Source organism: Paracoccus sp. (in: a-proteobacteria) (assembly GCF_046462195.1).
Taxonomy (GTDB): Bacteria; Pseudomonadota; Alphaproteobacteria; order Rhodobacterales; family Rhodobacteraceae; genus Paracoccus.
Genome location: NZ_JBKGUN010000242.1, coordinates 1 through 25,244, shown reverse-complemented (window position 1 = coordinate 25,244; position 25,244 = coordinate 1). Strand labels below are relative to the sequence as shown.

The 25,244-nt window shown below is 66.4% G+C and carries 19 protein-coding genes and 2 riboswitches; of the genes, 9 read left to right on the top strand and 10 right to left on the bottom strand.

Going from position 1 to position 25,244, the window contains the following annotated elements; genetic code table 11:
* Window positions 1-289 precede the first annotated feature (289 nt).
* Together aroC and mutS are read right to left on the bottom strand one after the other, a co-directional pair.
* Window positions 290-1,390, bottom strand: a complete 1,101-nt coding sequence (gene aroC / locus ACLHHB_RS15340; protein ID WP_410219151.1) for a chorismate synthase — start codon at window positions 1,388-1,390, stop codon at window positions 290-292.
* The gene (gene mutS, locus ACLHHB_RS15335; protein WP_410219150.1) at window positions 1,387-4,020 is read right to left on the bottom strand and encodes a DNA mismatch repair protein MutS; all 2,634 of its coding nucleotides are present in this window, start codon (window positions 4,018-4,020) and stop codon (window positions 1,387-1,389) included. Before mutS ends, aroC begins: the two co-directional genes overlap by 4 nt.
* Before the next feature lie 58 nt (window positions 4,021-4,078).
* Window positions 4,079-4,177: riboswitch (TPP riboswitch) on the top strand.
* A gap of 31 nt (window positions 4,178-4,208) precedes the next feature.
* Here mutS and ACLHHB_RS15330 point away from each other — a divergent pair.
* The 6 genes from ACLHHB_RS15330 to ACLHHB_RS15305 all read left to right on the top strand — a co-directional run bounded on the left by ACLHHB_RS15330 (window position 4,209) and on the right by ACLHHB_RS15305 (window position 10,969).
* Window positions 4,209-5,183: a thiamine ABC transporter substrate binding subunit gene (locus tag ACLHHB_RS15330; RefSeq protein WP_410219149.1), complete on the top strand. Its 975-nt coding sequence runs from the start codon at window positions 4,209-4,211 to the stop codon at window positions 5,181-5,183.
* Complete coding sequence (locus ACLHHB_RS15325) at window positions 5,162-6,697, top strand: thiamine/thiamine pyrophosphate ABC transporter permease ThiP (protein WP_410219148.1); 1,536 nt, start codon at window positions 5,162-5,164, stop codon at window positions 6,695-6,697. Before ACLHHB_RS15330 ends, ACLHHB_RS15325 begins: the two co-directional genes overlap by 22 nt.
* Entirely contained in the window at window positions 6,690-7,382 is a 693-nt protein-coding gene (gene thiQ, locus ACLHHB_RS15320) for a thiamine ABC transporter ATP-binding protein (RefSeq protein ID WP_410219147.1), read from the top strand. The genes ACLHHB_RS15325 and thiQ overlap by 8 nt, the downstream gene beginning before the upstream one ends.
* 99 nt (window positions 7,383-7,481) lie before the next feature.
* On the top strand, window positions 7,482-8,438 hold the full coding sequence (locus ACLHHB_RS15315; protein WP_410219146.1) for a TAXI family TRAP transporter solute-binding subunit: 957 nt from the start codon (window positions 7,482-7,484) through the stop codon (window positions 8,436-8,438).
* 54 nt (window positions 8,439-8,492) lie between these two features.
* A complete protein-coding gene (locus ACLHHB_RS15310) occupies window positions 8,493-10,601 on the top strand; it encodes a TRAP transporter permease (RefSeq protein WP_410219145.1) in 2,109 nt (702 codons plus the stop codon).
* The gene (locus tag ACLHHB_RS15305; RefSeq protein ID WP_410219144.1) at window positions 10,601-10,969 is read left to right on the top strand and encodes a DUF1850 domain-containing protein; all 369 of its coding nucleotides are present in this window, start codon (window positions 10,601-10,603) and stop codon (window positions 10,967-10,969) included. Before ACLHHB_RS15310 ends, ACLHHB_RS15305 begins: the two co-directional genes overlap by 1 nt.
* On the opposite strand, the gene ACLHHB_RS15300 is transcribed toward ACLHHB_RS15305, so the two are convergent.
* The 6 genes from ACLHHB_RS15300 to ACLHHB_RS15275 all read right to left on the bottom strand — a co-directional run bounded on the left by ACLHHB_RS15300 (window position 10,960) and on the right by ACLHHB_RS15275 (window position 17,345).
* Window positions 10,960-11,718 carry an ABC transporter ATP-binding protein gene (locus tag ACLHHB_RS15300; protein WP_410219143.1) on the bottom strand — a complete coding sequence of 253 codons (759 nt, stop codon included), beginning with the start codon at window positions 11,716-11,718 and terminating at the stop codon, window positions 10,960-10,962. The two genes, ACLHHB_RS15305 and ACLHHB_RS15300, sit on opposite strands and share 10 nt — an antisense overlap.
* The gene (locus ACLHHB_RS15295; RefSeq protein WP_410219152.1) at window positions 11,715-12,770 is read right to left on the bottom strand and encodes a FecCD family ABC transporter permease; all 1,056 of its coding nucleotides are present in this window, start codon (window positions 12,768-12,770) and stop codon (window positions 11,715-11,717) included. Before ACLHHB_RS15295 ends, ACLHHB_RS15300 begins: the two co-directional genes overlap by 4 nt.
* Window positions 12,771-12,941: 171 nt before the next feature.
* A riboswitch (cobalamin riboswitch) is annotated at window positions 12,942-13,157 on the bottom strand.
* A 27-nt stretch (window positions 13,158-13,184) separates the two neighbouring features.
* The gene (locus ACLHHB_RS15290) at window positions 13,185-13,289 is read right to left on the bottom strand and encodes a DUF2474 family protein (RefSeq protein ID WP_410219142.1); all 105 of its coding nucleotides are present in this window, start codon (window positions 13,287-13,289) and stop codon (window positions 13,185-13,187) included.
* A complete protein-coding gene (gene cydB, locus ACLHHB_RS15285; protein WP_410219141.1) occupies window positions 13,289-14,320 on the bottom strand; it encodes a cytochrome d ubiquinol oxidase subunit II in 1,032 nt (343 codons plus the stop codon). The genes ACLHHB_RS15290 and cydB overlap by 1 nt, the downstream gene beginning before the upstream one ends.
* Before the next feature lie 3 nt (window positions 14,321-14,323).
* Window positions 14,324-15,772 carry a cytochrome ubiquinol oxidase subunit I gene (locus ACLHHB_RS15280; RefSeq protein ID WP_410219140.1) on the bottom strand — a complete coding sequence of 483 codons (1,449 nt, stop codon included), beginning with the start codon at window positions 15,770-15,772 and terminating at the stop codon, window positions 14,324-14,326.
* A gap of 268 nt (window positions 15,773-16,040) precedes the next feature.
* Window positions 16,041-17,345 (bottom strand): CitMHS family transporter, encoded by a 1,305-nt coding sequence (locus tag ACLHHB_RS15275; protein ID WP_410219139.1) that lies wholly within the window; start codon window positions 17,343-17,345, stop codon window positions 16,041-16,043.
* 192 nt (window positions 17,346-17,537) lie between these two features.
* On the opposite strand from ACLHHB_RS15275, the gene ACLHHB_RS15270 reads away from it, so the two are divergent.
* Entirely contained in the window at window positions 17,538-19,271 is a 1,734-nt protein-coding gene (locus ACLHHB_RS15270; RefSeq protein ID WP_410219138.1) for a sigma-54-dependent Fis family transcriptional regulator, read from the top strand.
* A gap of 143 nt (window positions 19,272-19,414) precedes the next feature.
* The gene (locus tag ACLHHB_RS15265; RefSeq protein WP_410219137.1) at window positions 19,415-21,214 is read left to right on the top strand and encodes an NAD(P)-binding domain-containing protein; all 1,800 of its coding nucleotides are present in this window, start codon (window positions 19,415-19,417) and stop codon (window positions 21,212-21,214) included.
* A gap of 41 nt (window positions 21,215-21,255) precedes the next feature.
* Here the strand turns inward: ACLHHB_RS15265 and ACLHHB_RS15260 are convergent, their stop codons facing one another.
* Window positions 21,256-22,554 (bottom strand): alpha/beta hydrolase family protein, encoded by a 1,299-nt coding sequence (locus ACLHHB_RS15260; RefSeq protein WP_410219136.1) that lies wholly within the window; start codon window positions 22,552-22,554, stop codon window positions 21,256-21,258.
* Between the two features lie 89 nt (window positions 22,555-22,643).
* The gene (locus tag ACLHHB_RS15255; protein ID WP_410219135.1) at window positions 22,644-23,807 is read right to left on the bottom strand and encodes an MBL fold metallo-hydrolase; all 1,164 of its coding nucleotides are present in this window, start codon (window positions 23,805-23,807) and stop codon (window positions 22,644-22,646) included.
* Between the two features lie 197 nt (window positions 23,808-24,004).
* Here ACLHHB_RS15255 and ACLHHB_RS15250 point away from each other — a divergent pair, with 197 nt between their 5' ends.
* The gene (locus ACLHHB_RS15250; protein WP_410219134.1) at window positions 24,005-25,012 is read left to right on the top strand and encodes an SDR family oxidoreductase; all 1,008 of its coding nucleotides are present in this window, start codon (window positions 24,005-24,007) and stop codon (window positions 25,010-25,012) included.
* Window positions 25,013-25,244: the final 232 nt, after the last annotated feature.

Sequence of the window (25,244 nt, the reverse complement as noted above, 5' to 3'; positions counted from 1 at the left end):
CGGCGGTCACGGCAAGCGGGTGGGCGTGACCGCCGCCATCGCCTTGTGGCCTCGGTGTCAAACATCCGGCCGCGCCTCGCAGCTTCACCAAGTCATTGACAACTTTTCGGCGTCACCCGAAAGGGCCGAGCCGCCCGACGGTGTCCGTGACCTCCGTCCTCGTGGCCAGATAACCCGACGACGCTTCGCTGGATGTGGCTGGCCCCTCTGAAATCCCCGTCTGCCTTGGCAGAAGAGACCATGTCAGGCGCCGTCTGGAAACACTGAACCTCAAAGTGCGCGATACGTGCTAGCCGATCATCCCGCGCTGTCCGCCGGTCTGCGCGCGGTCCATCAGCAGGTGGTCCAGAATGACGCAGGCCGCCATCGCTTCGGCCACGGGAACGGCACGGATCCCCACGCAGGGATCGTGGCGGCCTTTTGTGATGACCTCGATCTCCTCGCCATGGGCGTTGATCGACCGACGGGGGGTGGTGATCGAACTGGTCGGCTTGATGGAAAAGCGCACCGTGATGTCCTGTCCCGTCGAGATGCCGCCCAGGATGCCGCCAGCATGGTTCGACAGGAACGCGGGGCCATCCGGCCCCATGCGGATCTCGTCCGCGTTGTCGGTGCCCATCAGGCCGGCGGCGGCCATGCCCTCGCCGATCTCGACCGCCTTGACGGCGTTGATCGACATCATCGCGGCGGCCAGATCCGTGTCCAGCTTGGCATAGATCGGCGCGCCAAGGCCCGGCGGGCAACCCTGAACCAGAACCTCGATGGCGGCACCGACGCTGTTCTGGTCCTTGCGGATGCCGTCCAGGTAGTCGGACCACGCCGCGACCGCCGCGGCATCGGGCAGGAAGAACGGGTTGTCGTTGATGGCCGTCGCGTCAAAGCGCGATCGGTCCAGATGCAGCGCCCCCATCTGCACCATGTAGCCGATGATCCGCACATCAGGCAGGATCGCCGCCAGCACCGCCTGCGCGACCGCGCCGGCCGCCACCCGCGCCGCCGTTTCACGGGCGCTGGAACGGCCGCCCCCCCGATAATCCCGCACACCGTATTTCAGGTGATAGGTGATGTCGGCGTGTCCGGGACGAAAGCTGGTGGCGATATCGCCGTAATCCTTGGACCGCTGGTCCGTGTTCTCGATCATCAGCTGGATCGCCGTGCCGGTCGTCACGCCTTTGAACACGCCTGACAGGATTCGCACTTGGTCGAGCTCGCGCCGCTGCGTCGTATGCTTGCTGGTGCCGGGGCGGCGGCGATCCAGAAAGCGCTGGATGAAGTCCTCGGACAAGGGCACGCCGGGGGGGACGCCATCGACGGTCGCGCCTAGCGCCGGGCCGTGGCTTTCGCCCCAAGTGGTAAAGCGGAACATGCGGCCGAAGGTGTTGTAGCTCACGAAGCGGTCTCCTGCGTCAGGGCCTTGAGTTCATAGATCAGCTCCAGCGCCTCGCGCGGGGACAGGCTGTCGGGATGCACCGCCCGCAGCCGCGCGTCCAGCGCCGAGCCCTTGGGCAAAGGCGCGGGCGCGGGCGGGACCGTGCGGAACAGCGGCAGGTCGTCGATCAGCGCGGCCGGGCGCGTCCCTCCCTGCCGTTCCGCCGACTCCAGCGCGTCCAGCACCGTCCGGGCCCGTTCCACCACACTGGCAGGCAATCCGGCCAGACGCGCGACCTGCACACCATAGCTGCGATCGGCGGCACCCTTGCGGACCTCGTGCAGAAAGATGACCTCCCCCTCCCACTCGCGCACGGCGACGGTCGCGTTCTCCACCCCGTCCAGCTTGGCCGAAAGGGCGGTCATTTCATGATAATGCGTCGCGAACAGGGCCCGGCAGCGGTTGGCGGCATGCAGATGCTCCATCACCGCCCAAGCGATACTGAGGCCGTCCCATGTCGCGGTGCCGCGTCCGATCTCGTCCAGGATCACCAGCGCGCGGTCATCGGCCTGGTTCAGGATGGCGGCGGTTTCGACCATCTCGACCATGAAGGTCGAACGCCCCCGCGCCAAGTCGTCCGCGGCGCCCACCCGGCTGAACAACTGGCTGACCAGCCCAATATGCGCGGAGCGCGCGGGAACAAAGGCCCCCGCCTGCGCCAGCACCGCGATCAGCGCGTTCTGCCGCAGAAAGGTCGACTTGCCCGCCATGTTCGGGCCGGTCAGCAGCCAGATGGCGGGCGTCCCGCCACCTGTCAGGTCGCAGTCGTTGGCCACGAAGCTCTCTGCCTTGCGCTTCAGCGCCCGTTCCACGACCGGATGCCGGCCACCCTCGATCACGAAGGCGCGACTGTCGTCCAAGCGCGGCCTGACCCAGCCTTCGCCCGAGGCGATGTCCGCAAAGGCGGCCGTCAGATCGATCTCGGCCAAGGCACGCGCGGCCTGTCCGATAGGCCCGGCCGCTTGCAGCACCGCGCCGCAGAGGCGGTCGAAGACGCCCCGCTCGATTTCTAGCGCGCGGTCGCGGGCGTTGAGGATGCGGGTCTCCAGCTCGGACAGCTCGACGGTGGTGAAGCGGATCTGGTTGGCGGTGGTCTGGCGATGGATGAAGGTCTGGTTCAGCGGCGGGGCCATCATGCGCTCGGCATGGGTGGCCGTTGTTTCGATGAAATAGCCCAGCACGTTGTTGTGCTTGATCTTGAGGCTGTCGACCCCGGCGAGGGCCGCGTAATCCGCCTGCATCCCGGCGACGACGCCGCGCCCTTCGTCGCGCAAGCGGCGGGTCTGGTCCAAATCCTCGTCATGTCCCTCGGCCACGAAGCCCCCGTCGCGCGCCAGCAGCGGAGGTTCGGCCACAAGCGCATCGTCCAGAAGATCGATCAGCGCGTCATGGCCCACCAGATCCGCCGCAGCGTGGCGCAGCACCTGCGGAGCGTCCGCAGGCAGGCGCGCAGCGATGGCGGCGCCCTGCGTCAGCCCGGCCCGGATCGCGGCCAGATCACGCGGCCCGCCCCGTTCCAGCGCCAGGCGCGACAGGGCGCGGTCCATGTCGGGCACACGCGACAGCGCCGTGCGCAGATCGGCCAACAGGCGCGGATCATCGGCCAGCGCCGCCACCGCATCGTGACGGTCCTCGATCAGCGCCAGATCACGGCTCGGCGCGCTGATGCGGCGTTCCAGCAGTCGGGCACCCGGCGCTGTCACCGTCCGGTCGATTGCGGCCAGCAGCGAACCTTCGCGCCCGCCCGACAGCGCCTGCGTCAGGTCCAGATTGCGCCGGGTGGCGGCATCGATCTGCATCGCGCCGCCCGCACGCTCGCGCACAGGCGGACGCAGCAGGGGCAGCTTGCCCTTTTGCGTCAGGTCCAGATACTCGACAATGGCGCCCATGGCGGCCAGTTCGGCACGGGCAAAGCTGCCAAAGCCGTCCAGCGTCTCGACCCCGTAAAGGGCGCACAACCGGCGCGCACCCGCGCCGCTGTCAAAGGCGCCGGGATGCAGATCGGTCAGCGCGGCTCCCGCATCCGCCACCAGTTCGTCCAGCCCGGACCCGGCCGCCAGAACCTCGCGCGGAGCCAGCCGCGCCAGTTCGGGCGCCAGCCGCGGCAGCGGGCAATCCATCACCTGGAACGCCCCGGTCGAGATATCGACCCAAGCCAGCGCCCCTTCGTCCCGGACCTGCGCAAAGGCCGCCAGGTAATTATGCCGCCGCGCCTCCAGCAGCGACTCCTCGGTCAGCGTGCCGGGGGTGACCAGCCGCACCACGTCGCGCGCCACCACGGATTTCGAGCCGCGCTTCCTGGCCTCGGCCGGGTCCTCCATCTGCTCGGCAATGGCCACGCGAAACCCCTTGCGGATCAGCGTCAGCAGATAGGATTCGGCGGCATGGACCGGGACGCCGCACATGGGGATCGGCTGTCCCTGATGCGTGCCGCGTTTCGTCAGCGCGATGTCCAGAGCACTGGCCGCCTGCACGGCATCGTCGAAGAACATCTCGTAGAAGTCACCCATGCGATAGAACAGCAGCGCGCCGGGATTGGCATCCCGTATCGCCAGGTACTGCGCCATCATCGGTGTCGGCTGATCGGTCATGTCCTTTGTCATGGCGGTCTTCTAGCGGCTTGCGCGCAGCCGCGAAACCACTACATTCGGCCCCACCTCGGGGTGCCTGACCGGCTGAGACGCTTTTGCGGACCCGTTGAACCTGATCCGGCTCATCCCCGGCGGAGGGAAGGTGCGGCACGTCCTTTCTTTCGAACCCTGAATGAAAGGAACCTGCCTTGAAAATCGCCCTGATTCCCGCCCTGCTGCTGGCCAGCCCCGCCTTGGCGCAGGACCGTGTCCTGACCGTCTATGCCGAGGATTACATTGCCAGCGAATGGGGCCCCGGCCCCAAGATCAAGGAAGGCTTCGAGGCCTTCTGCGACTGCGAACTGCAGTTCGTCACCGGCGACATCCTGCCCCGCCTGCTGATGGAGGGAGCGGGAACCCAGGCCGATGTCGTCTTTGGCCTGAATACCGACGTCACGGCCCGCGCCCGCGCCTCGAACCTCTTCGCGCCGCATGGGCAGGACACGTCCGACATATCCCTGCCCGTCGAATGGACCGATGACATCTTCCTGCCCTACAACTGGGGGGAGACCGCCTTCGTTTACGACGAAACGCGGCTGGACAACCCGCCCGCCAGCTTTGCCGAACTGCTGGACGCGCCGGATGACCTCAAGATCGTGATCCAGGACCCGCGCAGCTCGATCTCGGGGCTGGCGCTGCTGTTGTGGGTCAAGAAGGTTTACGGCGACGAGGCCCCGGATGCCTGGGCCAAACTGGCGCCCAAGGTGCTGACGGTGACGCGCGGTTGGTCGGAAAGCTATGGCATGTTCACCAGCGGCGAGGCCGATATGGTGCTGTCCTATGCGACTTCGCCCGCGTATCACATCGCGGCCGAGGAGGACCGGACCAAGAAGGCCGCCATCTTTCCCGAAGGCCATTACTTCATGACCGAACTGGCGGCCCAGGTCGCCTCGACCGACCAGCCCGAGCTGGCGCAGACCTTCATGGGTTGGATCCTGACGCCCGAATTCCAGGCCGTCATCCCGCTGGCCAACTGGTCCCTGCCCGCGAAACTGCCGCAAGAGGACTGGCCGCAGGTCATGCGCGACCTGCCCCGCCCCGAAACGACGCTGTTCTATTCCGAGGACGAGGCCGAGGCCCTGCGCCAGCCCGCCCTGGACGAATGGCAGCGGGCCTTCCGCTGAGCCCTGGCCACGCCATCGCGGCGGCCCTTGCGGCGCTGATCGGGGGAACGCTGGCGGCCGTGGCCTGGGTGGCCGGCGGGCTGTCGGCGCTGAGCGAATGGGACATCCGCGCGCTGTGGTTCACGCTGTGGCAGGCCACGCTGTCGGCGACCCTGTCGGCCGTCTTGGCGGTGCCAGTGGCGCGGGCACTGGCGCGGCAACGGTTCCGGGGGCGCGGGCTGCTGGTCACGCTGCTGGGCGCACCCTTCATCCTGCCGGTGATCGTGGCGATCATGGGCCTGATCGCGGTCTTTGGCCGCAACGGTGCCCTGAACGAGGGCCTCCGCGTCCTGGGCCTGCCCGAGATCAGCATCTATGGCTGGCAGGGCGTGATCCTTGCGCATGTGTTCTTCAACCTGCCCTTGTCGGTCCGGCTGATCTTGCAAGGCTGGCAGGCGATCCCGGCCGAGCGCTTTCGTCTGGCTGCCTCGCTTGGCTTTGCGCCGCGCGACATTGCCCGGCACCTGGAGCGGCCGATGCTGCGGGCCGCCCTGCCCGGCGTCTGGCTCGCGGTGTTCCTGGTCTGCCTGACATCGTTCACCGTGGCGCTGGCCTTGGGGGGCGGACCCCGCGCCACCACGGTCGAACTGGCGATCTATCAGGCCTTCCGCTTTGATTTCAACCTTGGGCGCGCGGCAACGCTCGGCCTTGTCCAGATCGGCCTTTGCATCGGGGCACTGCTGGTGGCGCGCTGGATCGCCGCCCCCGCGGGTTTCGGGGCGGGAATGGATGCAAAACAAGGGCCGCCCGCACCGAAGGGGTGGCGGCGCATGGGTGATGTCCTGGTCATCGCGCTGGCCGCCGGTTTCCTGTTGTGGCCCTTGGCCGCCGTCACGGCCACGGGCCTGCCCCGGCTGGCTTTTCTGCCGGCCGAGGTGTGGGATGCCGCATGGCGGTCCCTAGTCATGGCCGTCACCTCGGCTCTTCTGGCCATGAGCGCCTGTCTGGCACTGGCCCTTGCCATCGCGCGCGGCAGCGGCCGCTGGGTCGAGGCGGCCGGGATGCTGCCCCTGATCGCATCGCCGCTGGTTCTGGGAACGGGATTGTTCATCCTGTTGCGAGGGGTTGCCACGCCCCAGCAGATGGCGCTTCCCGTCACCGTGGCCATCAATGCCGCCATGGCCCTTCCTTTCGGGCTGCGGGCGTTGATCCCGGCCGCGCAGGCCTTGCAGAAGGATTACGGACAGCTGGCGGCTTCGCTGGACCTTCGAGGCTGGGCAAGACTGCGTTATCTGACACTGCCGCGCCTGTCCCGCCCGCTTGGCTTTGCCGGGGGTCTGGCTGCGGCGCTGGCGATGGGGGATCTGGGTGTGATCACGCTGTTCGCCAGTGATCAGCCGACCTTGCCGCTGAAGCTGTATCAGCTGATGAACAGCTATCGCATGGCCGATGCGGCCGCCACGGCTGTTCTGCTGATGGCTCTCAGCTTTGCGCTGTTCTGGCTGTTCGACAGGGGAGGCCGCCTTGATGCTTGAGCTGTGTGACATCCGCCTCCGGCAGGGCAGCTTTCTCCTGTCCGCCGATCTGGCCCTGCCAAAGGGTGAGCGTTTCGCGGTCATCGGCCCCTCGGGTTCGGGCAAGTCGACCCTGTTTGGCATTCTTGGCGGATTTGTGGCGCCCGATCAGGGGCAGGTCCGGTGGGACGGTCGGGACCTGACGACACTTGCACCCGGCGACAGGCCGATTTCCACCCTGTTCCAGAACCACAACCTTTTCCCGCACCTGACGGTGAGACAGAATGTGGGAATGGGTCTGCGCCCCGATCTGCGCCTGACGCCGCCTCAGCAGGCGCATGTGGCACAGGTTCTGGATCAGGTCGGGCTTGCGGGTACGGCAGAGCGCCGCCCTGCCGCGTTGTCCGGGGGGCAGCAAAGCCGCGTGGCGCTGGCGCGCGTCCTGCTGCGCGCGCGGCCGCTGCTGTTGCTGGACGAGCCCTTCGCCGCCCTTGGCCCCGCGCTCAAGGCCGAGATGCTGACCCTGCTGGCCCGCATCGCCGACGAAACACGGGCCACCGTGCTGATGGTGACCCATGACCCTGCCGATGCCCGGGCCTTTGCGCCGCAAACGGTTCTGGTCGAAGACGGTCGGGTTCACGCCCCACGGCCCACAGGTCCGCTTCTGGACAATCCCCCGCCCGGCCTGCGTGCCTATCTGGGCTGACGCGCCGTTCCGGGGACAATTTTCCGGCAGCCACGCAGGTGCTTCTTTCTCCGGGCAAAGTTGCTACTCTGCCCTTCGGACATCATGGGAGGAGACCACATGTTCCATCGTATCGCCGCCGCCATTCCGGCCGCCGCCCTGGGCGCCCTGCTGATCCCGGCCCCGCAGGCACAGGCGCAGGACTTCATCAACGTGCTGACGGGCGGCACATCGGGGGTGTATTACCCGATGGGCGTGGCCCTGTCGGAAATCTATGCCAGCGGGATCGAAGGCGCGCGGACCCAGGTCCAGGCCACCAAGGCCTCGGTCGAGAACCTGAACCTGCTGGCACAGGGCCGGGGCGAGATTGCCTTTGCCTTGGGCGATTCGGTTCAGATGGCATGGGAAGGCAACGAGGAGGCAGGCTTTCCGCGCGCCCTGACCGAGTTGCGCGCCATTGCCGCGATCTATCCGAACTATATCCAGATCGTGGCCGACGCTTCGGCCGGGGCCACCACGCTGGAGGATCTGCGCGGCAAGACCCTTTCGGTCGGCGCCCCCGCCTCGGGGACCGAACTCAACGCCCGCGCCATCTTCGAGGCGGCCGGAATGAGCTATGACGACCTGGCCAAGGTCGAATTCCTGCCTTTCGCCGAATCGGCCGAACTGATCAAGAACCGCCAGTTGGAGGCGACGCTGCAGTCCTCGGGTCTGGGGGTGGCCTTTATCCAGGACCTGTCGGCCACGCACGAGATCAGCATCGTGGCGATTCCCGAAGAGGTCGTGGCCAGCATCGGCCAGCCCTTCGTGCCCGCCGTGATTCCGGCCGGAACCTATAGCGGACAGGATCAGGACGTGCCCACGGCAGCGGTCGGCAACATGCTGATCACGCATGAAGGCGTCAGCGAGGAAATGGCCTACCAGATGACCAGGCTGTTGTTCGAAAACCTCGATCGCATGCGCAGCGCTCATGGCGCGGCCGAGGGCATCACCCCGGAAACGGCCCTCGAAGGGCTGTCGATCCCGCTGCATCCCGGCGCCGAACGCTATTACCGCGAGGCCGGACTGATCCAGTAAGCGCCCTGGCCCGCGGCACCTCCGCGGGCCCTGTTCCTGTCCAGGAGATCCCGCATGTCCGCATCCCCCCCCGTCGGCGGGCCGTCCCGCCTTGATCCCAATGTCGAGGCCGAGGTCAGCGAGGGCCTGCCCCCCGGCTTTGGCGAGGGCGTGATGGGCCGCGTGGCCTTCTGGCTGGCCGTGGTGTTTTCGCTGTTCCAGTTGTGGGCCGCCGCCTATGGCACGCTGCCCAGCCAGGTCGTCCGCGCCATGCATGTGGGCTTTCTGCTGCTTCTGGGCTTTGGCCTGGTCGGCAACCTGCTCGCGAAATCGCGGGGAGGACAGATGTTCTTCTGGGCCTTGGGCATCCTGGGCTTTATGACCGGCCTTTACCAATGGGTCGAATACAACGACCTGATCCGCCGCACCGGCTTTCTGACGCAGACGGACCTGGCGATGGGCACCGTCCTGATCCTCCTGGTCTTCGAAGGCGCGCGCCGCCTGATGGGCTGGCCCTTGGCGGTCATCGCGGGAATCTTTCTGGCCTATTGCTTTCTGGGCCAGCACCTGCCGCCGCCCTTCATCCATCGGGGATACGGTTTCGAACAGATCGTCGAGCATTTCGCCTTCGGGACCGAGGGCATCTATGGCAGCCCGATCTATGTCAGTTCCGCCTATATCTTCATCTTCGTGGTCTTTGCAGCTTTCCTCGAACGGGCGGGAATGCTGAACCTGTTCAACGACTTCGCGCTTGGCATGGTGGGCGGATTGCGCGGCGGTCCGGCGCAGGTGGCGGTGCTGTCCTCGGCGCTGATGGGTACGATCTCGGGATCGGGCGTGGCCAATGTCGTGGCTTCGGGCCAGTTCACCATCCCGATGATGAAGAAATCGGGTTTCAAGGCCGCCTTTGCCGGGGGTGTCGAGGCGACGGCGTCGATGGGCGGGCAGATCATGCCGCCGGTCATGGGGGCCGTGGCCTTCATCATGGCTGAAACCCTGAATGTTCCCTATGCCTCGGTCGTCAAGGCTGCGATCATTCCTGCCTTGCTGTATTTCGGGGTGGTCTTCTGGATGGTCTGGCTGCAGGCCGGACGGGACGATCTGAAGGGCCTGCCCAAGTCCAGCCTGCCGAACCCGTGGCACGCGGTGCGCGACCAGTGGCCGCTGGTCCTGCCGCTGGCGGCGCTGGTTTATCTGCTGTTCGCGGGCTACACCCCGATCTTTGCCGGCACGATGGGGCTGGCGCTGGTGACGGTGCTGATCCTGGGCGCGCCCCTGGCCGCGATGATCGGTCCTTATGCTTTCCGTCTGGTCTTCTGGATTGCCCTCGGCCTCGCCTCGGCGGCCTTTATCCGCTATGGCGTGAACTTGCTGGCCATCGTGATTGCAGGGCTGGTGCTGGCCTGCGCGGTCTTTCAGGGAACACGGCCCACTATCGGCATCGTCCGCGACGCGCTGGCCCAAGGCGCGCGGAACGCCCTGCCCGTGGGCATGGCCTGTGCCATCGTGGGCATCGTCATCGGCACGCTGACCCTGACCGGCATCGCCTCCACCTTCATCGGCGCGATCATTGCCATCGGGGAGGACAACCTGTTCCTGTCACTGGTCCTGACCATGCTGACCTGTCTTGTGTTGGGCATGGGGATCCCCACGATCCCGAACTATATCATCACCTCTTCACTGGCCGGACCTGCCCTGCTGGAACTGGGCGTGCCGCTGCTGGTCAGCCACATGTTCGTCTTCTACTTCGGGATCATGGCCGACCTGACGCCGCCCGTGGCCTTGGCCTGCTTTGCGGCGGGACCCATTGCCAAGGCCCCGGGGCTGAAGATCTCGATGCAGGCGATCCGGCTGGCGGCGGCGGGGTTCATCATCCCGTTCATGGCCGTTTATACCCCGTCCCTGATGCTGCAGGATGGCGGCCCGCTGGCGGAAGCCTACGGTTATCCGGTCGAGGTCGCCTATATCCTGCTGAAGACGGTGATGGGCGTGGCCATGTGGGGCATTGCGGTGGTCGGCTATCTGTGGGACCGCACCACGATGGTGGAACGTCTTCTGGCCTTCGCGGCCGGTGTTTCGCTGATCCTGGCAATGCCCTGGACGGATGAAGCGGGTTTTGTCCTGACCGCGCTGTTCCTGGTCGTCCACTGGATGCGGGCCGGACGGACAAGGGCCCTCGCCTGATGCTCTGCGTGGCGGCGGGGGCGGTGCTCATGTCGCTGGCCACGTCCCAGTTCACGCTGGACTGGACCCATTCCGTCGCCCGCACCGCATGGTGGGAGCGTTGGCGCGTCACCGAAGCAGGACTGGCGCCGGTCGAGGCGCGCATCACGGGCACAGGCGCGGGAATGGAGCCGCCGCCCGATGCCGCCTTGCGCGATGGAGCATGGCATTATGTCCCGCACGTGCCCCCGCAGCGGCAGATGATCCTTGCGGCCTCGGGCACGACCGGGGCGGGATGGCGGCTCTGCGCCGGCGACCAGTGCCACCGCCTGCCCGAGGATCAGGGCCCGCTGCGCCTCTGGTCGGCCGCGCGCTGCGATCAGGGCTGAAACCGCAGGACGCGCGTGCCGTCCACCGGGTCGGTCAGCTCATGCGCGCGCACGCCAAAGACGCGTGCCAGCAGATCGGGCGTCAATACCTGCGCAGGGGGACCAAGCGCCACCAGATGCCCGCCCTGCATCACCGCGACCCGGTCACAGCCCATGGCCTGGTTCAGGTCATGCAGCGCCACGACGGTGGTCAGCTGCAACTGGCGCAGCAGGGACAGGATCGACAGCTGGTGGCGGATGTCCAGATGGTTCGTCGGCTCGTCCAGCAAAAGGACGCGCGGGTCCTGCGCCAAGGCCCGGGCAATATGGACGCGCTGGCGCTCTCCCCCCGACAGGGACGACCAGTCGCGATTCTCGAACCCGCCAAGGCCCACGCGGGCCAAGGCGCGGGCCACATGACGATCATCGGCCTCGGACCAGGGACGCAGGGCCGTCAGCCACGGCGTGCGGCCCAGTTCCACCGCGTCGCGCACGCTCAAGCGTTCGGTCGTGTCGGCCGCCTGCGCGACAAAGGCCAGCCGTTGCGCGATTGCGCGCGGACCAAGCCGCGACAAGGGCTGACCGTCCAGACGCACCTGCCCGGTGGTCGGACGCGCCAGCCCCGTCAGCAGCCGAAGCAGGCTGGACTTGCCCGCGCCGTTCGGGCCCACAAGGCCCAGAACCTCGTTCGGAGCCACTGTCAGCGTGACGTCCTGAACCAGCCGGGCGCGACCGCGTCGCAGGCTCAGACCCTCGGCCTCCAGCCTCATCGCACGGCACCACGGCGAATCAGCAACAGGGCAAAGGCCGGGGCGCCGATCAGCGCGGTCACCACTCCGATGGGCAGGACCTGTCCGGGGATGATCACCCGCGCCAGGATGTCGGCCCCGATCAGGAACACCGCCCCGATCAGCGCCGAGGCGGGTACCAGCCGCCCATGACGGGGCCCGACGATAAACCGCGCGGCATGGGGTACCACGAGGCCGACAAAGCCGATGGCTCCGGTGATGGATACCATCACCGCTGCCGCCAGTGCCGCCACCAGGATCAGCCCGGCCTGCACCCGCCTGACCGGCACCCCCAAGGCCGCCGCCGATTCGGCGCCAAAGGCAAAGGCGTCCAGCATCCGCGCCTGCCACAGTGCCACCCCCAGCGCGACCAGCACCGCCGGCAGCGCCAGCCTCACATCGTCCCAGCGCACCCCGGACAGGTTTCCCAACAGCCAGAACATCAGCCCGCGCGCCTGTTCGGCGCTGGCCGACTTGGTGATGACAAAGGCCGTCAGCGCACTGAACAGCTGTGATCCCGCAACCCCGGCCAGCACGATCTGCCCCGTGCCTTGTGCACCCGATCCGCCGCCCGAAAGCCGCGCCAACGCCGCAACCAGACCAAAGGCCAGCAGCGCCCCGATCAGCGCCCCTGCCGACATCGGCAGCATTCCCGCGCCGACGCCCGCGACGGCCACCAGAACCGCGCCCGTCGAGGCCCCGGCCGAGATGCCCAGAAGCCAAGGGTCCGCCAGCGCGTTGCGCAACAGCGTTTGCAGGATCAGACCGCAGATCGCCAGCCCTGCCCCGCAGGACCCCGCCACCAGCATGCGCGGCAGGCGATAGGACCAGATGATGCCCGCGTCGATCGGGTCAACAGGATGACCCGCTCCCCATAATCCGTTTGCCAAGACCTGCAGGGTGATGCGCGGAGAAATGGCCGTTTCCCCGATGCAGATCCCCGCAAGCGCCGCCAGCATCAGCACGGCCAGCGCCGCAGCCGGTCCCGTGGCCACGTGACGGGCGGCGGGAACGCTGGTTGCCGCCAAGGTCATTGCGGCAGAACCCGTGGCGAAACCGCCGGCACCCTGACGGGCCAGACGGCCTCCGGCGCGGCGCGGGACGCGCGGCCCGTTGATCCGGTCATACCGCAGGACAAGGGGGCAGGCAGAACCGGCCCGGTCGGAAATCTGGTCATCACGCATCCTTCCGGGGCACCCCGCCCGGTTCCACTGGTTGGTGATGGCAGGTCTCCTGACTTGCGGATCGCGGCCTTTCCCGCCTTCCCGGCGCAAGGTGCGCCAGTGGCAAATGGGGTCGGCTACCGCCTACAGTTGCGGGGGCAGTCGCGGATTTGGCGCCTGATGGCTACACCTCACCGCGTTCCCTTTTTCACCCGGTTCGGCCTGGCCGATCCGGAAACCATCGCCTTCTGCATGACCCAGCACGGACCGCCGGTCAAGCACCCATCAGACGATCCACAGCCGGATCAGCCAGGCCACCGTTCCGATCACGGCGACGCTGGCCAGCCAGATGGCCACGAACCAAGCCAGCCGGCGCAAGCCCCGACGCATCAGTGGTACCCGTCGTTCGGATCGACCTTGCCGCGAAAGACCCAGTAGGAATAGGCGGTATAGGCCAGAATGGTCGGGATCAGCACCGATGCGCCGACCAGCATGAAGATCTGGCTGTTGCGCGGCGCCGCGGCCTCCCAGATGGTGACCTCGACCGGGACGATGTAGGGGAACATCGAGAAGCCCAGCCCCGCAAAGGCCAGGATGAACATCCCCAGGGCAAAGATGAAGGGCCAGTAATCGTGGTGGCGCACCATCAGCGTGCGGAACATGCCAAAGGCCAGCGCCAGCACGGCCGCCCCCACGCCCGCGGCCAGGATGATGTTCCAGCCCCCGAACCAGCGGCTGTAGTATCCGTCCTGAAGAAAGGGTGTCCACAGGCTGACGATGCCGATGAAGGCCACAGTCATCAGCCCCAGGAACCATGCCCGGCGCCGCATCCGTGCCTGAAGGGGACCGCCGGTCTTCATCACCAGCCAGGTTGCGCCCAGCAGCATGTAGCCCACCATGACCGCCAGCCCGACCATCAGCGAGAAAGGCGTCAGCCAATCCCACCAACCGCCGGCATAGCTGCGGGCCGCCTTGTCGATGTCGATCCCCTGCAGCAGCCCACCCAGGGCGATTCCCTGCGCCAGCGCCGCCAGCGCCGATCCCCCGATGAAGGCCAGGTCCCACACCTTGCGCCAGCGCGTCGTCCGCCAACGGAACTCGAACGCGACCCCGCGAAAGATCAGCGCCAGCAGCATGGCGATGATGGGCGCATACAACGCCGGCAGGATCAGCGAATAGGCCAGGGGAAAGGCCGCGAAAAGGCCGCCCCCACCCAGAACCAGCCAAGTCTCGTTCCCGTCCCAGACGGGCGCGACCGTGTTCATCATCACGTCCCGATCCTCGCCCTTGGCCTCGGCGGCGAACAGCATGCCGAGACCGAGGTCGAATCCGTCCAGCACCACATAGACCAGAACCGCGAATGCGATCACGAAGGCCCAGATAATCGTCAGGTCAAAGGATATGCCTTCTGTGAGGGGCATGGGTCACTCTCCCGGTTGGGCCGGACGCCCGTGAGCGTTCAGATGTTGCTGGGCAGGCGTGACACCTGCCGTCCGGATCGGGCTGTCGGTCACGTCCTTGAAGCGGGGCTCGGCGCTGGCGGGGCCGCGGCTCATCAGGCGCAGGATGTAATAGGTGCCCGCCCCGAAGACCGCGAAGTAAACGACGATGAAGGCCATGAGCGACGCACCCACTGCCGCCGCATCCAGAGGCGCGGCGCTGTCGGCCGTGCGAAGAAAGCCATAAACGGTGAAGGGCTGGCGGCCCACCTCGGTTGTGATCCATCCGGCCAGAACCGCGATCAACCCTGAAGGCGCCATCAGCACGGCGGCCCGGTGCAGCATGGGGCTGTCATCCAGCCGCCCGCGCAGCCGCGCCCAGAGCGACCACGCCCCGATGCCCAGCATGGCGAAACCGAGGGCGACCATGATGCGGAACGACCAGAAGACGATGGCGACCGGCGGCTGATCCTCGCGCGGGATGGTGTCGAGACCGTCCAGCGGCGCGTTCAGGTCATGCTTGAGGATCAGCGAGCTGAGCTTGGGGATGCCCACGGCATAGTCCATCCGCTGTTCCTCCTGGTTGGGCAGGCCGAACAGGTAAAGCGGCGCGCCTTCGGAATGGCTTTCGAAATGCCCTTCCATCGCCATGACCTTGGCAGGCTGGTGTTCCAGCGTGTTGATGCCGTGCAGGTCGCCCAGAAAGATCTGTACAGGGGCAAAGATGGTGGCCATCCACATCGCCATCGAGAACATCGTGCGCGTGGCCGGGCTGACCTTGTCCCGGCGGTGCCGGTGCCGCAGCAGGTGCAGTGCCGCAACGCCGCCGACAATGAAGGCCGTGGTCAGATAGGCGGCCGTGACCGTATGCATCAGGCGATAAGGGAAGGAAGGGTTGAAGATCACCTCCCAGAAGTTCGTGGGCAGGAACTGGCCGGTTTGCGTGTCGATCTCGAAGCCTGCGGGCGTGTGCATCCAGCTGTTCACTGACAGGATCCAGAAGGCCGAGATGGCGGTTCCCACCGCCACGGCCATGCAGGCGGCCATGTGCAGCCCCGGGCCCACGCGCTCACGACCAAAGAGCATGATCCCCAGGAAGCCCGCCTCCAGGAAGAAGGCCGACAGAACCTCATAGGCCATGGGCGCACCGATGACAGGGCCCGCCTTGTCGGAAAACACCGACCAGTTGGTGCCGAACTGGTAGGACATGACAATGCCCGACACGACGCCCATGGCAAAGGCCAGGGCAAAGATCTTGACCCAATAACGGAACAGATCGAGGTACTTGCTGTCCTTGGTCCACAGCCACAACCCGTTCAGCACGGCCAGGAAACTGGCCAGGCCGATGGTGAATGCCGGAAACAGGAAGTGGAAGCTGACCGTGAAGGCGAACTGGATGCGGGCCAGCAGGATGGCATCGGCGGTATCGAACATGTCAAGGCCTCGGCAGGACGGACCCGCACCAGGCGCGGGCATGGGAGTTCGGCAAGGCCGGCCCTGCTGTGCAGACGCGACGGCCGGACGTCACGCGGATGCGCCAAGGCTATCGTCGCAGGACAAGGCTTGGCAAGGTTGCGAACGTCGCAAGAACCGCCTTGCAGCACGTTGCCCCGAAAGGCCAGTGCGCAAGGCTCGGTCCCTGCAGATCCTATCTAGACAATCTGGCGGCGGGCGTAAGCCCGTGCGACGTTTGGTCCGCGCATCAGAACAGGCCGAAGGCCATGGCCATTCCAAAGACGGCCAGCGAAAAGCCCCACATCCAGACAAAGGAATAGCGGATATGCGTTCCGATATCGGCCTTGGCCAACCCGAGGGCCAGCCACAGCGCAGGTGAGAAGGGGCTGGCAAAGGTGCCGATGATGTTGCCGATCACCATGGCATGGACGATCTGGTCGGACGGCACGCCGGCGGGCTGGACCACTTCCAGCACAATGGGCAGCATCCCGAAGTAGAAGGCGTCAGTGCTGAGCACCAGTTCCAGCGGCATGCCCAAGGCGCCGACGATCAGGTGCAGACTGCCGATGGCGGCTTCGGGCAGGACCGCCACCATTGCGGCGGCCATGGCGCGCAGCATCCCGGTGCCGTCCATGACGCCCAGGAACGTTCCTGCCGCCAGGATGATCGCGCCCATCAGGAGGGCGGAAGGGGCATGGGCGCGGATGCGCTGCATCTGCACCTCGACCTGGGGATAGTTGATCAACAGCACGACCGACAAGCCGATCATGAAGATCAGCGCGGGCGGCAGGATGCCGCTGACCAAGGCCGCGATGACCATCAGGAAAAGCAGGCCGTTGACGGGAAGCAGGCGGCGACGCTCCAGTTCGGCCTCCTCGGCGGTGGCAGCGACACCACCGACATCAGGCCCGGCCACGGGGGCGGGGCCGCCGGCGGCGCGGATGCGGCGCTGTTCGCGCAGGCCCAAGCCTGCGGCCAGGACCAGCAGCATCGCCACGCCTCCAAGCTGGACGGGAATCAGCGGGTGCCACAGGGCGGTCACATCGACGCCCGTCACGGCAGCGGCGCGGCCCAAGGGTCCGGCCCAAGGCAGCATGTTGGCGATGCCCGCACCGATCGCCAGCATCATCAGCATCAGATAGCGGCTCATCCCCAAGCGCAGATAGAGCGGCAGCAGGGCCGGAACGGTCAGCAGAAAGGTCGTGGCGCCCGCCCCGTCCAGATGGGCCAGAACACCGACCAGTGCCGTTCCCGCAGTAACGGCGACCACATGCCCGCGCGTCAGCCGGATCAGCCCGTTGATGATCGGGCGGAACAGGCCCGTGTCCTGCAGCACGCCAAAGAAGGTGATGGCAAAGACGAACATCGTGGCCACCTGCATGACCCGCGCCAGACCGTCGTTGAAGAATCCGCCGAGCGCTTCGGGACCAAAGCCCGCCAACAGGGCGCCGGCGATGGGCACCAGCGTCAGCGCCACGATGGGGGACATCTTGCCCAGAAGCAGGAAGCCGACAACAAGAACGATGGTGACGAGTCCGATGAATGCCAGCATATGCTTTCCTTGCCCTGGGTACGGTATCCCGCCGCATACCGAAATCCGCACCGGGTTCCAACCTCGAGGGCGGAGTTTCCCTGGCGCCCGCCCACGGCAGCGGCAGGCAGTCCTTCGGTCGTATGGACAAGCGCCTGTCCGGCATGGCTTCATCGGGAACCGGGGACGTTATGGTTCCCGAGGGGGAAGCACATGCGCGACAACGATCATGTGGCCGAGATCGACCGCGTGCTGCGTGGGCAGGCGACAGGCCGCGACAGCGTGGTTTCGGCCAGTTGGCGGCGCTGCGTCGAGCATTACGGCCTGGACCCTGCGCGCCCCTCGCCCGCCCATATCGTGACCGAGGCGCAGTTGCGCAGCCACCGCGAACAGTCCGAGCGCCTGATCGCCATTGCGCGATCAGGTCTGGGGGCGCTGTTCCGGCAGGTGGCGGGGCAGCACTATGTCCTGCTGCTGGCGGACGCGCAGGGCGTGACGGTGGATTTTTTCGGCGACACGCGCTTCGAGGATGATCTGCGGCGCGCGGGTCTTTACCTCGGGTCGGACTGGTCGGAACATCTGGCGGGCACCTGCGGCGTCGGCGCCTGCATCGTCACGGGCGAGGCCGTCACGATCCACCAGTCCGATCACTTCGACCTGCATCACACGCCCCTTTCCTGCACCGCCGCGCCGATCTTTGACACATCAGGACAGCTTGCGGCCGTTCTGGACCTGTCGCTGCTGCGGTCGCCGCAGCCCAAGGCAAGCCAGAACCTGGCGATGAACCTGGTGCGCACCTCGGCCCGCCGTGTCGAGATGGCGAATCTGATGGGCATGAGCCGGCGCGAATGGGTGCTGCGCCTGTCCGCCAGCCCCGAGTTCCTGGAGGTCGATCCCGAAGCCGCGATCGCCCTGGATGCCGGGGGCCGGATCATCGGCATGACCCATGCCGCGCAAACGGCGCTGTCGCCGGACATGCCTCTTCTGGGCCGACGCCTGGATCAGGTGGCGGAATTATCCCTGGACGACCTGCCCGACCTGATGCGCGGCCGCCCGACCGAGGACAGGGTGATCCGCCTGCAGGACGGACGCGCGCTGTTTGGCCATGCCATTGCGCCGCAAAGCGCTCGCCCGCCGCGGGGCCAGCCCCTGCTGCCGGGGGGCCTGTCCAGCCTGGCCGGTTCCGATCCGGTCATGCAGGCCCTGCTGGCGCAGGCGGCGCGTCTGGCCTGCAGCAGCATCCCGTTGCTGATCACCGGCGAAACCGGCACCGGCAAGGAACGCCTGGCCCGTGCAATCCACATGTGCCTGCCCGAGCCTGCGCCCTTTCGGGTGCTGGATTGCGCCGGACAGGACAGCGATGCCTTGAACTGGGACGAGGCTGACAAGGGCACATTGTTCCTCAAGGGCGTCGAGGACCTGACACCCGATGGGCAGGCCGTGCTGCTGCGGCGGCTGGCCGGCAGCAAGCTGCGGGTCATCGCCACCACGCGATGCGATCTGGCCGCCCATGTCAGGGCCAGGGCGTTCCGCGCGGATCTGTTCTTTCGCATTGCGGGAACGGGCCTGCCACTGCCCCCCCTCCGTTTGCGCCAGGATCTGGACTGGCTGCTGGACCGCATGCTGCGCGCAGCCGCCGTTGATGGATTGCGCTTGTCGGCAAGTGCGCGGGCTGCGCTGAAATCCCGCTTGTGGCCGGGGAACCTGCGCGAACTGGCCGCCACGCTGGAAACAGCGACGCTTCTGGCCGAAGGGCAGGTCATCGACGCGGATGACCTGCCGCCCGCGCTTCTGACCCCGGCCGGCGCGGCCGAACCGTCCGAGGATCTGCGTGCCGTGCTGGAGGCCTGTGGCTGGAACATGGCGCAGGCGGCGCGCAGGCTGGGGGTGAACCGCTCGACCGTGCTGCGCCGGATGCGGGTCGAGGGGCTGGTCCCGCCCGCCTGATGCACCCCTTGTTGCGTGGCGTTGCGGGCGCAACGCCCCTGCGCCGCAGCATCGAATCTCTGCGCTGCGGCATCGCTTTTTCCTGTATCGGCGCCTGCCCTGCCCGCAGCCTTTGGGAAAGGACATCATAAAGGGAGGACGATATGCTGGATTCGACCGTGACGGACCGCGCACAGGCGGTTCTGGACCAGTTGGGGGCTGCGCTGGAGGCGGGCGACATCGAACGCGCCACCGCGCTGTTTGTCACCGACTGTTATTGGCGCGACCTTGTCAGCTTTACCTGGAACATTCGGACCATGGAGGGACAGGACCAGGTGGCCGAGATGCTGCGCGCGCAATTGGGCCATGTTCGGCCTTCGGGCTGGCACCTGGACGAAACTGAGATCCCGGACGAGGAGGATGGCATCATCACGGCTTGGTTCCGGTTCGAGACCGAGGTGGGGCGTGGCTATGGACTGGTGCGGCTGCGCGATGGCCGGATCTGGACGCTGCTGTCGGCCCTGCAGGAACTGAAAGGCCATGAAGAAGCCAAGGGCTTTGCCCGCCCCCTGGGGGCTAGGCACGGGGCCGGCAAGAACCGCGCCAGCTGGCGCGAGGAGCGCGAGGCCGAGGCACGTGAACTGGGCTATGACCGCCAGCCGCACACCGTCATCATCGGTGGCGGCCAGGGCGGGATCGCCTTGGGCGCGCGGTTGCGCCAGTTGGGCGTTCCCACGATCATCATCGAGAAAAACGATCGTCCCGGCGACAGCTGGCGCAAGCGCTACAAGTCGCTGTGCCTGCATGACCCGGTCTGGTACGACCACCTGCCTTATCTGAAATTTCCCGAGAACTGGCCGGTCTTCGCCCCCAAGGACAAGATCGGCGACTGGCTGGAAATGTACACCCGCATCATGGAGCTGAACTACTGGACACGCAGCAGCTGCATGCGTGCCAGCTATGACGCCGGGCGCAAGGAATGGACTGTTGTGGTCGATCGAGCCGGACAGGAGGTCGTGCTGCACCCCAAGGAACTGGTGCTGGCCACCGGCATGTCGGGCAAGCCGCGGATGCCGGACTTTCCGGGCATGGACCATTTCAAGGGCGATCAGCACCATTCCTCGGCGCATCCGGGTCCCGATGCCTATGCGAGCAGGAAGGTCGTCATCATCGGCTCGAACAACTCGGCCCATGACATCGCGGCGGCATTGTGGGAACATGATGCCGACGTGACGATGGTGCAGCGGTCCTCGACCCATATCGTCAAGTCCGACAGCCTGATGGAAATCGGTCTGGGTGCGCTCTATTCCGAGCAGGCTGTGGCCAATGGCGTGACGACGGAAAAGGCCGACCTGATCTTTGCCTCGCTGCCCTACCGGATCATGCACCAGTGGCAGATCCCGCTGTATGACCAGATGAAGGAACGTGACAAGGCGTTCTACGAGGGTCTGGAAAAGGCGGGCTTCCAGCTGGACTTCGGTGACGATGGATCAGGCCTGTTCATGAAGTACCTGCGCCGCGGCTCGGGATATTACATCGACGTGGGTGCCAGCCAGCTGATCATCGACGGCCACATCAAGCTGGCCCACGGTCAGGTCGAGGAGATCACGGAAAACGGTGTGCGGCTGGACAATGGCGAGGAACTGCCCGCCGACCTGATCGTCTATGCGACAGGCTATGGTTCGATGAACGGCTGGGCGGCCGATCTGATCGGGCAGGACGTGGCGGACAAGGTCGGCAAGTGCTGGGGCCTCGGCTCGGATACCACCAAGGACCCGGGTCCATGGGAGGGCGAGCAGCGCAACATGTGGAAGCCGACCCAGCAGGAAGGCTTGTGGTTCCATGGCGGAAACCTGCACCAGTCACGGCATTATTCGCTGTACCTGGCGCTGCAATTGAAGGCACGGGCCGAGGAGATCGAGACCCCCGTGCATGGGCTGCAGGACGTCCATCACCTGGGATGAGAAACGGCCCGGCGGCATGAACGCCGCCGGACCGGCCTGTTCTATTCGCCGGTGCCTAGGGTTTCGAACCGCAGCCCCTTGGCCGTACGATTGGGAAAGCCTGCCCAGTAACTGTGATCGGCTGCGGGCTCGCCCGCGTCGTTGACGGACCAGACACCGTCATCGGGATTGGGGACCATGTCCAGGTATTCGCCCTTGGCCTTGTCCCCTTTCAGGTGCAGGTCCAAAAACGCGGTCGCGAAATGCTGGGCGATGTTGTTCATGCGCACCGTGTCCCAGACCGGATCGGCATAATGATCAAAGGGAGCACGGCCCAGGGTTTCGGAATAGTTCCATGCTTCGGCGGGGGCGGGCATGGGCGCGGCGGCATTGTGGTTGGCATGATCAAAGGTCAGCAGGTGCCGCGTCGTGCCGGTTGTCTGCTGAAAGATCTGCCGGATCGCCTCATAAACCGACACGTCATCGGCGCTGCCGCTGATCAGCATCAACGGTTTTTCAAACGCGCCCAAACCTTCGGCATCCCAGAAATCGTGCTGGCGCCCCCAGGGCGCGATGGCGATCACCGCCTTCACACGCGGATCGACCAGTTCGGCATGCTGGTCGCTGCCGGCACCGAGGCGACCCAGAAGACCGGCGGGCGGCACGAAACGTTCAGGTTCGGTCCGCTGCAGCGCGGTCTGCGACAAACCGGCGCCGCCAAAGATCATCGCGCCATAGCCGCCCATCGAATAGCCGATGACAGCCGCCTGGTCGGTATCGATGATGGCGCCAACCTCGTCCTCCAGCCCTGCCATGCTGTCCAGCAGGAAGCGCTGGTCCACAGCCCGGTTGACCAAGGTCGAGGCAAAGGCTCCCTGATCGTCATAGGTGCTGTCGGGATGATCCGCCGCAACGACGACATAGCCCTTGGAGGCGAGGTTCTCGGCAAGGTGGCTCATCAGATAACGGTTGCCCGGGTAACCGTGCGACAGGATGACCAGCGGAAACTGTCCCTCGGCCGGGGCGGCATCGCGGGCGGCCCGGCCAGTCAGTTCCGTGGGCGTGACTCCATCGCGCAGGATCGTCTGATAGGTGCCGCCCGGTTCTGTGCCCTCCGCGGCAGGATACCAGATTTCGGCCTCCAGAACACGGTCCCGCGTGGGCGCATCGGCGACCGAAGAGGCTGCGATCACGTCGATGCGGCCCGGGTCGGTAAAGCTGCCGGCACGGACCCCGACCGGGTGGGGACCGAAGGCCGCCAGCTCCGGTGCATCCGGGCGGATCAGGTCGATGCGGTTCTGTGCCGCTAAGGGGGTGGCGCAGACAAGGCCGGTTGCAACGGCCAGCAGCAGATGTTTCACGGGGACTCTCCGGCTTGATCGTGATCCGACTGTGCATGGCTTGCATGACAGGCACAAGACGCCAGTCCGCCGGCAGGGGCCGGATCGGTTCAGGTCCCGCCGCCGGGGGTCGCGATTTCCTCGAAATGCTCGGCCAGCCTGTGCAGCGCGTGCCGCATCTGCGGCCCGCTGAGGGCGGCACCGTGATGGGACACCAGCAATTCGGGCTCCAGCTGGGCCAGATGACGCACCGATGCGGCAGCGGCGGTCCAGTCGGGTGTGAAATAGGCCGGGGGGCCATGAACCTCGGGCGGGTGAAACAGCGCGGCATAGGCGGATTCCTGGCGGGTCGTCACCACGGCATCACCCGACACCAGCACCCTGTCGCGCGGACGCCACAAGGACACATGGCCGGGCGAATGGCCCGGCGTATGCACCCATTGCCATTCATCCAGGAAAGGGACCGAGCCATCCTGCGGCAAGGTCGAGAGCCTTTCCGCCACATCCACGGGCGACCGGGGGTAAAGCGGCGAAAGCCGGGCCATCATTCCCCCTACCCAAGGATCCGGAGCTGGATAGCTATGGCTGCCGTCCAGGAAAGGACGCTCCAAGGCATGGGCAAAGACAGGGACGTCCCATTGCCGGGCCAGCGTTTCGAGCGCCCCGACATGGTCGAAATGCCCGTGTGTCATCACAATGGCCGCGGGGCGAGCCCCCTTGCCGAAACGTTGGGCGGCTGCCTTGGCGATAAGGCCGGCTGTTCCCTTCAGTCCCGCATCGACCAGAACCCAGCCGCGATTTCCGGCACCGGCCCGGCCCAGGAACACGACGTTCACGATCCCCAGGGGCAGATAGGCCACATCGGGCGCGACCTCGACCACCCTGCCAACCCGATGGCCCGTTGTCACCCGGCGCGGCACCGGGATCTGCTGCCCGACATGATGTTCCCGCGAAGGGGTCAGAGCGGCGGCCGCGATGGAAAAAAGACCATAGGCCGCCATGGCCTGCCGGACCCCGGGTTCTGCCTCGACCTTGCGCGAGGCTGCGATGAAACCTGCGCCCTGCGCCATGTCGATCGCCCTGTGAACGTCCAGCGACAAGGGACGCCGCTGATCCGGTTGATAACGGGTCAAAAGGCTGTAACCCGCCACGGCAAGGCCTGCGGCAAACAATCCGCGGACCAGCCCTGGCCGGCAGCCTGCAAGCGAGGGCGCGATCATCAGCCCCGCTGCCGAAACCGCATCCAGTGCGGCATGTCGTTCGGGTGAAATCATGTCGGGCCTCCGTTCCGGTGTCGCCATGTCATCGGCGCCTAAAACACCCGAAAGGAAGCGATGTTCCCACCGCATTGCAGCAATGCGGCAGGAACCAAAGCGCGCCGGCCCGCGTAAAGGAACCTCGACGTCGGATCATTGCGATCTGTCCGGCAGCACACGGGCCGGTTACCGGCCAGCACATGGAAAGAACCCTCATGATTGACGAAAACCCGCACAACCCCCAAAGGCGCAAGGTTCTGGGCAGCATGGCCGGCGGTGTCGCCGCGGTGGGCTTTGCCGGCGCCGCCCAGGCACAGTCCCAGGCAGCGGGTGAGGCCGCAGTGGCGCCCTTGACCGAAATGCGCGACCCGCAGGATGCCTATCCCCAGCCGCCCTTCGAGGCGCAGCAGCAGGAATGGCCCGGCCTTGCGTCCAAGATGAACCCGCCCCCCGACCATGGCGAGGAAAGCTATCAGGGATCCAATCGCCTGCCGGGACGCCGTGCGCTGATCACAGGCGGTGACAGCGGCATCGGACGCGCCGCAGCCATCGCCTATGCCCGGGAGGGTGCGGATGTGGCCATCAACTATCTGCCAGCCGAGGAAGAGGACGCGCAGGCGGTTGTCGCGCTGATCCAAGAAGCGGGACGCAAGGCCGTCGCGATCCCCGGCGACATCACCGACCCGGCCTTTTGCCGCGAACTGGTGGAACGGGCGGTCAGCGAACTGGGCGGGCTGGACATCCTGGTCAACAACGCAGGTTTCCAGCAGTCGGCACCCTCGATCGAGGACATCTCGGACGAGACCTTCGACCAGACGATGAAGACCAACATCTATGCCCCCTTCTGGATCACCAAGGCCGCCCTTGCCCATATGGAGGCGGGAAGCACGATCATCATCACGGCCTCGGTGGTGGCCGAACAGCCGCCCGAGAACCTGTTCGATTATGCCCAGACAAAGGCCGCCAACGTGATCTTTGCCAAGGCGCTGGCCAAGCAGCTGGGTTCGCGCGGCATTCGTGTGAACGCCGTGGCACCGGGGCCCTTCTGGACGCCGCTGCAGGTCGTCGGCGGGCAGCCGACGGACGCACTGCCCCAGTTCGGCGCCGATACCTCGATCGGCCGCGCCGGACAGCCGGTCGAGATCGCGCCGCTCTATGTCCTGGCGGCAAGCGCCGAGTCGAGCTATTCGACCGGTCAGGTCTTTCAGGCCACCGGGGGCTGACCTTGGACGAAATACCCGAGGGCAGCCCAAAGGGTTGCCCTCGGATCAATTCCTGCCTGCGACATCGGGCCACGGCAGGCTCCTTTGAACCGTCACCTTTTCGGCATGTTGGGGGAATTTCCGAATAATCAGCCTCCCGGCTACTCGATTCCATCAACAGTTGCAGGGAACTTCCTGACCGGTTGCGCCCTTGTTATGGGTCCAATCGATCGAGGGGGATTACCAGACATGA

Coding starts and splice junctions, on each gene's coding strand:
- ACLHHB_RS15310 (WP_410219145.1), top strand. CDS start 8,493: ATGTCCGCATCCCCCCCCGTCGGCGGGCCGTCCCGCCTTGATCCCAAT.
- ACLHHB_RS15305 (WP_410219144.1), top strand. CDS start 10,601: ATGCTCTGCGTGGCGGCGGGGGCGGTGCTCATGTCGCTGGCCACGTCC.
- ACLHHB_RS15280 (WP_410219140.1), bottom strand. CDS start 15,772: ATGTTCGATACCGCCGATGCCATCCTGCTGGCCCGCATCCAGTTCGCC.
- ACLHHB_RS15315 (WP_410219146.1), top strand. CDS start 7,482: ATGTTCCATCGTATCGCCGCCGCCATTCCGGCCGCCGCCCTGGGCGCC.
- ACLHHB_RS15265 (WP_410219137.1), top strand. CDS start 19,415: ATGCTGGATTCGACCGTGACGGACCGCGCACAGGCGGTTCTGGACCAG.
- ACLHHB_RS15325 (WP_410219148.1), top strand. CDS start 5,162: ATGGCAGCGGGCCTTCCGCTGAGCCCTGGCCACGCCATCGCGGCGGCC.
- mutS (WP_410219150.1), bottom strand. CDS start 4,020: ATGACCGATCAGCCGACACCGATGATGGCGCAGTACCTGGCGATACGG.
- thiQ (WP_410219147.1), top strand. CDS start 6,690: ATGCTTGAGCTGTGTGACATCCGCCTCCGGCAGGGCAGCTTTCTCCTG.
- ACLHHB_RS15295 (WP_410219152.1), bottom strand. CDS start 12,770: ATGACCTTGGCGGCAACCAGCGTTCCCGCCGCCCGTCACGTGGCCACG.
- ACLHHB_RS15290 (WP_410219142.1), bottom strand. CDS start 13,289: ATGCGTCGGGGCTTGCGCCGGCTGGCTTGGTTCGTGGCCATCTGGCTG.
- ACLHHB_RS15250 (WP_410219134.1), top strand. CDS start 24,005: ATGATTGACGAAAACCCGCACAACCCCCAAAGGCGCAAGGTTCTGGGC.
- ACLHHB_RS15275 (WP_410219139.1), bottom strand. CDS start 17,345: ATGCTGGCATTCATCGGACTCGTCACCATCGTTCTTGTTGTCGGCTTC.
- cydB (WP_410219141.1), bottom strand. CDS start 14,320: ATGCCCCTCACAGAAGGCATATCCTTTGACCTGACGATTATCTGGGCC.
- ACLHHB_RS15255 (WP_410219135.1), bottom strand. CDS start 23,807: ATGATTTCACCCGAACGACATGCCGCACTGGATGCGGTTTCGGCAGCG.
- ACLHHB_RS15300 (WP_410219143.1), bottom strand. CDS start 11,718: ATGAGGCTGGAGGCCGAGGGTCTGAGCCTGCGACGCGGTCGCGCCCGG.
- ACLHHB_RS15270 (WP_410219138.1), top strand. CDS start 17,538: ATGCGCGACAACGATCATGTGGCCGAGATCGACCGCGTGCTGCGTGGG.